Source organism: Pseudonocardia pini, from assembly GCF_013870575.1.
Taxonomy (GTDB): Bacteria; Actinomycetota; Actinomycetes; order Mycobacteriales; family Pseudonocardiaceae; genus Pseudonocardia; species Pseudonocardia pini.
In genome coordinates this window covers 1-6,795 of record NZ_JACBXB010000265.1, presented here as the reverse complement: position 1 = coordinate 6,795, position 6,795 = coordinate 1, and the positions used below count along the sequence as shown (strand labels likewise).

General features: G+C 70.9%; 7 protein-coding genes. 3 read left to right on the top strand and 4 right to left on the bottom strand.

The features are described from left to right. Positions 1 to 27 precede the first annotated feature (27 nt). From H5J29_RS16275 to H5J29_RS16260, 4 genes are all read right to left on the bottom strand, one after another. Complete coding sequence (locus H5J29_RS16275; RefSeq protein WP_181781810.1) at positions 28 to 1,533, bottom strand: P-loop ATPase, Sll1717 family; 1,506 nt, start codon at positions 1,531 to 1,533, stop codon at positions 28 to 30. Positions 1,534 to 1,642: 109 nt separating this feature from the next. Beyond that, positions 1,643 to 2,272 (bottom strand): alpha/beta fold hydrolase, encoded by a 630-nt coding sequence (locus tag H5J29_RS16270; protein ID WP_181781809.1) that lies wholly within the window; start codon positions 2,270 to 2,272, stop codon positions 1,643 to 1,645. Positions 2,273 to 2,289: 17 nt separating this feature from the next. Next, positions 2,290 to 3,417: a hypothetical protein gene (locus H5J29_RS16265; RefSeq protein ID WP_181781808.1), complete on the bottom strand. Its 1,128-nt coding sequence runs from the start codon at positions 3,415 to 3,417 to the stop codon at positions 2,290 to 2,292. 33 nt (positions 3,418 to 3,450) lie between these two features. After that, entirely contained in the window at positions 3,451 to 4,464 is a 1,014-nt protein-coding gene (locus H5J29_RS16260; RefSeq protein WP_181781807.1) for a helix-turn-helix domain-containing protein, read from the bottom strand. Positions 4,465 to 4,985: 521 nt separating this feature from the next. Here H5J29_RS16260 and H5J29_RS16255 point away from each other — a divergent pair. From H5J29_RS16255 to H5J29_RS16245, 3 genes are all read left to right on the top strand, one after another. Continuing rightward, positions 4,986 to 5,297, top strand: a complete 312-nt coding sequence (locus H5J29_RS16255) for a hypothetical protein (RefSeq protein WP_181781806.1) — start codon at positions 4,986 to 4,988, stop codon at positions 5,295 to 5,297. Positions 5,298 to 5,593: 296 nt separating this feature from the next. After that, a complete protein-coding gene (locus H5J29_RS16250) occupies positions 5,594 to 6,559 on the top strand; it encodes an NAD-dependent epimerase/dehydratase family protein (protein ID WP_181781805.1) in 966 nt (321 codons plus the stop codon). Then, positions 6,556 to 6,795, top strand: a 240-nt coding sequence (locus tag H5J29_RS16245) for a hypothetical protein (protein WP_220187498.1), incomplete at its 3' end; no start/stop codon positions are given. The genes H5J29_RS16250 and H5J29_RS16245, both read left to right, overlap by 4 nt.

The window sequence follows — 6,795 nt, the reverse complement described above, 5'->3', positions numbered from 1 at the left end:
GGTCGCGCGGCCGAGCGGTGCGGGGCACTAGGCGCCGGTCGTCGAGCTGCCGCGCGCCTCCTTCAGGCCCAGGTGCGCACGGAACATCGGGTGGATCTGGAAGCGTCGGACGTTCCGCAGGTCCAGCGCCGGGCTCTCGTGGTAGGCGACGTAGGAGCTGCCGCTGCGGCGTCCCGCCCGCACGGCGCCGACCGTCTGCGCGCGGAGGAACCCGACCCGCCACAGGACCTCGATCAGGGCCATCTCGTCGTAGCCCTCCATCCAGGCCCGCGCCGCCGGACGGACCGAGACCTCACCGGCGAGGATCTCCATGACCAGCCACTCGAGGTCCTCCCGGTCGAGGGTGTCGGCACGACCCCGGAAGACCTCGAACACGCTGAGGATGTCCGGGTACTGGAAGCGCTGCTCGGCGGCCACGTCGTGGGTACGCCCGTGCGAGTAGTCGGACTCCGCCGCGGCGATCGTCGCGTAGTCGAGGGGGAGGGCCACCCCGGTCTCGCCCGCCTGCTGCAGGGCCTGGGCGCAGAAGAGGATCATCTCGCGCGGCCGGTGCAGCGTGCGGTCGACCATGTACGTGAACGAGTTGCTGCGCCGATAGCTCAGGCTGCCGTTGAACAGCAGGCTCCAGCACTCCTCGTCCGAGGCGTCGGCGAGGCGGGGGAGGCTGTGTCGGATGCGCCGCGCGATCAGGCTCTGCAGGCCCGCCTCGTTCCAGGAGACCGACTCGACCAGGTCCCGGTACTTCTGGGCGTCCTCGTAGAGGGTCGGCGTGTTCTCGTAGAGCTCCTGGCGCAACGAGATGTAGGTGCGGAGGTTCGGGGAGAGCTGGTTGAGCGCGACGGCGGCCTGGAACAGGCCGGAGATGAACGCGCGGGCGTCCTCGGAGGCGTCCCAGCCCTTGTCGAGCTCGTCGATGATGACGATCACCCGCTGGTCCTTCAGCGCCTCGCGCAGGTGGGGGAGCAGCGGTCGCAGCTCGTCGACCTTGTAGAGCTTCTCGAGCTCGCGCATCTTGAGCGAGCCCTCGATGTTGCCGATCTTGATGCCCTCCAGCCGTTTGAGGTAGGAGATCAGCGTCCACATCTTGCCCATGCCGGGGTGGTGATGGTGGTCGCGGACGTACTTGCGGATGGCGGCCTCGGAGGCGTTCTTCGACCGGAACTGCTTGGTGCAGATCTCCTTCATGACCTGCACGTAGAGCATGTACTTCCAGGCCGCGGCGTAGGAGCCCTGCTTGGCCCAGGAGCCCGCCTTCTCCTTCGCCATCGACTCCGCGAGCATCTCGTAGGAGTAGTCGTCCGGCGACAGCTCGATGACCTTGTGACCTGCTGCGCGGCTCCGCCGGGCGAGCATCTGGAAGATCGCGCTCTTCCCGGCGCCGCGGTTCCCCAGGATCACCGTGGTCTCCCCGGCGAGGACACGGCGGAAGACCCCGGACTCGACGAAGTAGTGCTCGAGCCCGCGACCGATGTCCCGCTCCGCGGCAGGAGCACCGAGGTCGATCTTCTCCGCATCCACCACACGAGTAGCCATGTGACGACGCTCGGTACCGATCATGCGACCGCTACGGGTGGTGGTCACTCTTCGTCAAAATAGGGTGCACGCGACGTGATCGTCCGCGAGTGCAACCCCCGATCGGGTCTCAGCCGCGGCCGAGCCACTCCAGCACCGCGGCGTCGACCCGGGCGATCTGGTCGGGGTGGTCGCGGTAGTCGTGCTGGACGCCCGGGAGGATCCGCAGGGTCTTGTCGGGGCTGCCGCACTCGTCGTGGAGCGCCCGGACCAGGTCGGGCCGGATCACCTCGTCCCGGTCGCCGCCGAGGAACAGCACGCGCTGGGTCAGGCGCTTGCGGGCGAGGTCGGCGTCGAACCGCAGGGCGTCGTCGAGGACCGAGCGGGGGAGAGCGGCGCCGTCGAAGTGCTGGGTCGTGCCCCAGGTGTCCCGTGCGGCGTCGTAGCGCTCGGGCCAGAGGAACTGCCGGGTGGGCATGAGGGCGACGACATCGGTCACCCGGTCGTCCGCGGCCAGCACCGCGAGGTGGGCGCCGTAGCAGAACCCGACGAGCACGACCCGGCCGTCAGCGCCGTCGAGGGCCCCGTGGACGTCGGCGAGGTGGGCCGACGTCAGGTACCCGGCCGGGTCCCGGCCGGTCCAGGCGGCCAGGGTGCGGGTGTGGAAGCCCGCCTCGGTGAGGTCGGTGCGAAGGGTCTGGGTGGAGGGGAGATCGGGCCCGTCGAGGAAGCCGGGCAGCAGGATCGCGAGTGCGCCCATGTCCCTCCCCGGTCCGGCTACGCCACGAGATCGGCGAGCGTACCGCTGAGCCCCAGGGCATCCCACGCGGCGTCGAGAGAGGGGGCGCGCGGGAGGTCGGCGAGCCGCGACTGCCAGGTGGCGAGGTCGAGGCACCAGGAGCGGTAGTAGTCCGCGCACTGGTTCGCGGTGATCTTCGCCAGCGCCTCGTGGGCCACGGTCAGGCTCGCCAAGGCGGCGTCCCGGTGCCGGTTGTCGAGGGAGAGGTCCGCAACGCTGTACTCCGCCCGGCGGATGAAGCTCTCTCGCCTGCGCAGGAAGTCCGCCCAGAAGGTCGGCCACCGCAGCTCGTCGGACAGGCGGCCCCGGCGCACGGAGTCCACGACGCCCTCGCCGACGACCTCACCGAACTCCTCGACGCGGGCTCGGCCGGGGTCGGCGAAGGGCGGGTAGGGCCGCTGCCGGACGGTGCCGACGAGGCCCACGAGGTTCTCCCGGAGGGCGGGCGCGAGGAACAGCCAGTCCTCGTTGTAGATCTTGGGGAAGAAGCCGGTGCAGCGTGCGGGGTCGAGGACGAGCGCCGAACCGCTCACGAACACCTGCTGCGGACGCCCGCTGAGCCTGTTGGCGTGGCAGACCACGGAGTGGTCGGCGAAGTGCTCCACGGCCAGGCCGACCGCGACGAGATCGTCCAGCGGACGTGCGGCGCGCAGGACCGCGGCCTCGGTGAGGCGGTGGATGTCGTCGTCCAACAACATCATCGTGCGCCAGCCGAGCATGCGCCCGAAGACCAGCCCCAGGTTGCGCTTGATGCTCAGCGGGCCGAGTCGCCCGGCCACCGCGTGCGGCGCGGTCGACGTCCTGAACTGCAACAGCGGGTGCTGGAGGCGCTCGGCGATGTCCATGACGGCGACGCGCTGCAACCCCTCCTCGGACGCCAGCCGCAGCACGGTCTGCTCGGTCGGTCCGGCGCCACTGCGCATCACGACCAGGAGCGTGCGGAGGTCTCGGGCCAGCCGGATCGCGGGGCGGAGGTTCCGCCGGGCCTTCCCCGCCGAGACGACGATCCCGTCGATCTCCCGGAGCGGACCGAAGGTGAGGTTGGCGGCCAGGAGGTCCCGATGCGACTCCCGATGGGGGAGGGCATCGAGTGGCGGGACCGGCATGGTGCCCACCACGGTAACCCGAAGGAGGGATGGCTAGCTGGGGCGTGACCAGGTGAACAGCGTGGAATGCGACAGATCGGGCGTCGTCACGCGGCCGCCGGTGATCGTGACGCGGAACAGGGCGAGCCATGTGGACGCGTCGCCCACCTGCTTGCGCAGTGTGGCGGCGTTGGTCTCACGGAGTCCCTTGTGGGTCAGCGCCCGCACCGCCCCGTACACGCCGCGGGTGAAGACACCACTGCACACGCTGAGGGTCCGTTCGCGGAAGTGGGGGTTCTGGGTCCGGGCCAGCATGCCGACGTCCTCGGTGAGCTCGGACCGCCAGTCCTCCGGCTCGGTGAACTCGGGGAGATACCGCGTTCCCTCCTCCGTCTCGAACACCTCACCGTCGAGCTCGTCGCCCGACGGGCCCGTGACGGAGACCTGCGTGAGGGGGAACGTCCCGGCGGGCAGCAGCCTCCCCGGACCCTGCGTCTGGGCGAGGTTGCCCAGGACGACGAGATGACACTGCAGGTCGTCGGACCCAAGGTCCTCCGCCACGACGAAGCGGATGTCGGCCTCGGGGTTGGTCCGGCTCAGATGGCCGTGGATCTCCCAGAGCGAGTCCACGTCGCCGAGTCCGGCCAGCTGCATGTAGTTGTGGTTCGCCTTGTCGGCGTACGGGGAGCCGGGCACCGAACCGACGACGATCCGGATCGGCGCGTGGTCGCCGAACGTCCACGGGTCGTCGGACACCGCAACTGCCGTCCTGCCGTCAAGCAACGCTGTCAGTTCCTCGAGTAGGGCGGTCATGGTCGAGCGTTCCGTGTCCGTGAGGTCCTTCTCGTCCACGAGCCGCCCGCCGTCCTCCACCGAACGGGGCGTGGCGAAGAACCGGGCGTAGTCGCGGAGACGGCCCCTCGGGAAGGTCCCCGTGCCCTTCTCCCAGCCCGAGATCGCGGAGGTGCTCTTGAGGCCGAAGGCGCTCATCAGGGCTGCCTGCCTAACCGACTCCCCTTCGAAGCCGGTCTCGCGCAGCTCGCGCAGGCGTTGTCCGAGCGTGCTCACCGCAGCATGACTCCCGACCCAGCTTCACCGAAAATCGGTGAAATTCGGTGAAGTTCGAACGGCTGGGCCACTCGGGGCACGGTATCGACCTCGTCTGTCATCGCTAGCGCACTATTCAGGACTTCCGTGGCTCTCCGTGGCAACGACGCGCGCCCGATCGGGTGATCGTTGGCCGTTGCTGACACGGGTCACCAGATGCTGTTGACCGATGATCGACCACAATTTAAGCTGAGTCTACTGAAGTTCACTGAAGTTCAGCTGACTTCGGTAATCGGAGACCCTACCACTCCACCACCGGGCCTTCGTGCGGGGTTCACGAGATCGAGAAGCTGCAGCTCAGAGGTCCCTTGCGGGCCATCAGCAGGCACCCCCGGATCAGCGTTGCTCGGCCGAGGCCGGGGATGCCCGCGTACTGACACGAACTCGTCGTCTCAGGGCGTTGGCGCGCCCGGAACGGAGTCGCAGTGGGCAGATTATCGCTGGTAGCCGGGGTTTTCCAGGGTTCGGCGAATGGAACCGCGGTGCTCGCCGCGGTCCTGCTGGTGGTGCTGATCGTCGCGGGGGCCGCGGCGCTGCAGGTGCTCGGGATGATCGCCGGCCTGGTCTGGGCCGCGCTGGGGGCGCTCTTCCTCGGGTTCCGGGCGCTCCTGCTCGTGGTGGTCGTCGCGGCACTGGGGCTCGCGCTCGCGGTCGGGGGGAGCGGGCGGGAGGAACAGGGGGAGCCGAAGCGACCGGGGGCCACCCTCGCACCCGGCCCCTCCTTCACCCCGCAGCCGGCGCCGGAGCCGGTGGGGGAGTCCGAGCCCGATCCCCGGGCGGCGCCTCCCCGGTGAGCAGGGCCCGGTCCGCGCGCCGGAGGGGAGCGTGCGGGCCGGGCCCATCCCGGATCCTGCGACGAGACGTGCGCTCTCCACAGTGGTGCGGAACAGGACGACTCGATCCGCGCCACGGCCGATCGGGTGATCACGGGCGGCGAACCCGCTGCGGCCGTTCGGGTCTCGACGGTGGTCCGGGGTGGATGAAGGTGCCGCCGTTCGGGCCTTCTCGCGTGTCACCGGGTCCCACCCGTAACGCCATGATCCGCTCCGCCGAATCCCGCCCCAGGCGATCGGGAGCCGTGGGGGGCACGATGGACGGATCGGCGGCGGTCATCCCGCGCGCGGTGGTCACGGGCGGGGCCGGGTTCGTCGGCGCGACGCTCGTGGGCGAGCTGGTGCGCGCGGGCACCGAGGTGCTCGTGGTCGACGACCTGTGCCGCGGTGCGCTGGCCAACCTCGAGCGGACCGGTGGCGGGGCGGCGGAGGTCTTCCGGCACGACATCCGGGAGGCCGAGCCGCTCAAGGAGGCCTTCGCCGCGTTCGAGCCGGACGTCGTGTTCCACCTGGCCGCCCAGATCGACGTCCGGGTCTCGATGAGCGAGCCCTTCCGGGACGCGGGCGTGAACGTCCTCGGCTCGATCAACGTCTTCTCGGCCGCCGCGGCGACCGGGGTCCGACGCGTGGTCAACACCTCCACCGGCGGAGCGGTCTACGGCGCAGGCGTCCCGGTCCCCACCCCGGAGACCGCCGAGACCGCGCCCGAGTCCGCCTACGGCACGTCGAAGCTCGCCGCCGAGTCCTACGCCGAGTGGTTCCGCCGCGCGGAGGGTCTCGACGTGCTGACCCTGCGCTACGGCAACGTCTACGGGCCGGGGCAGGACCCCCGGGGGGAGGCGGGCGTCGTCGGGATCTTCTGCGACCGGCTGTTGGCGGGCCAACGCCCGGTGATCTTCGGCGACGGTGCCCAGACCAGGGACTTCGTGTACGTCCGGGACGTGGCGGCGGCCAACCTCGCCGCCGCCGTCGCCCCCGGGCCGCGGCACCGCCTCTACAACGTCGGCAGTGGCCGGGAGACGTCGGTGCGCGAGCTGGCCCGCCGCATCGCGGCCGTCCTCGGCTCCGACCTGACCCCGGACTTCCGCGAGGCCAGGGCGGGCGAGGTGCGGCGGAGCTGCCTCGACGTCTCGCGCGCCCACGCCGACCTCGGCCTCGCCCCCGCCCTGCCGCTCGACGAGGGACTCCGGGACACCGTCGCCTGGATCCGCTCGCTGCGGTGAGCTCGCCCCCGAGCAGACCCCTCCTCCTGGTCGCGGTCCTCCTCGCGACCCTGCTGGCCGGGGTCCCCGCACTGGCGGCGGGTCCCCGGGTCGACCTGCGGGTCCTCGTGGTCACCGACGGGCAGCCGGAGGTCGAGGCGATCCGCGGGGCCCTCGTCGCGGGCGGGATCCCGATCGACGTCGTCGACCTGGCCGACCCCGCGCGCCCGTGGCTCGACGAGGCCGCGCTCACCCTC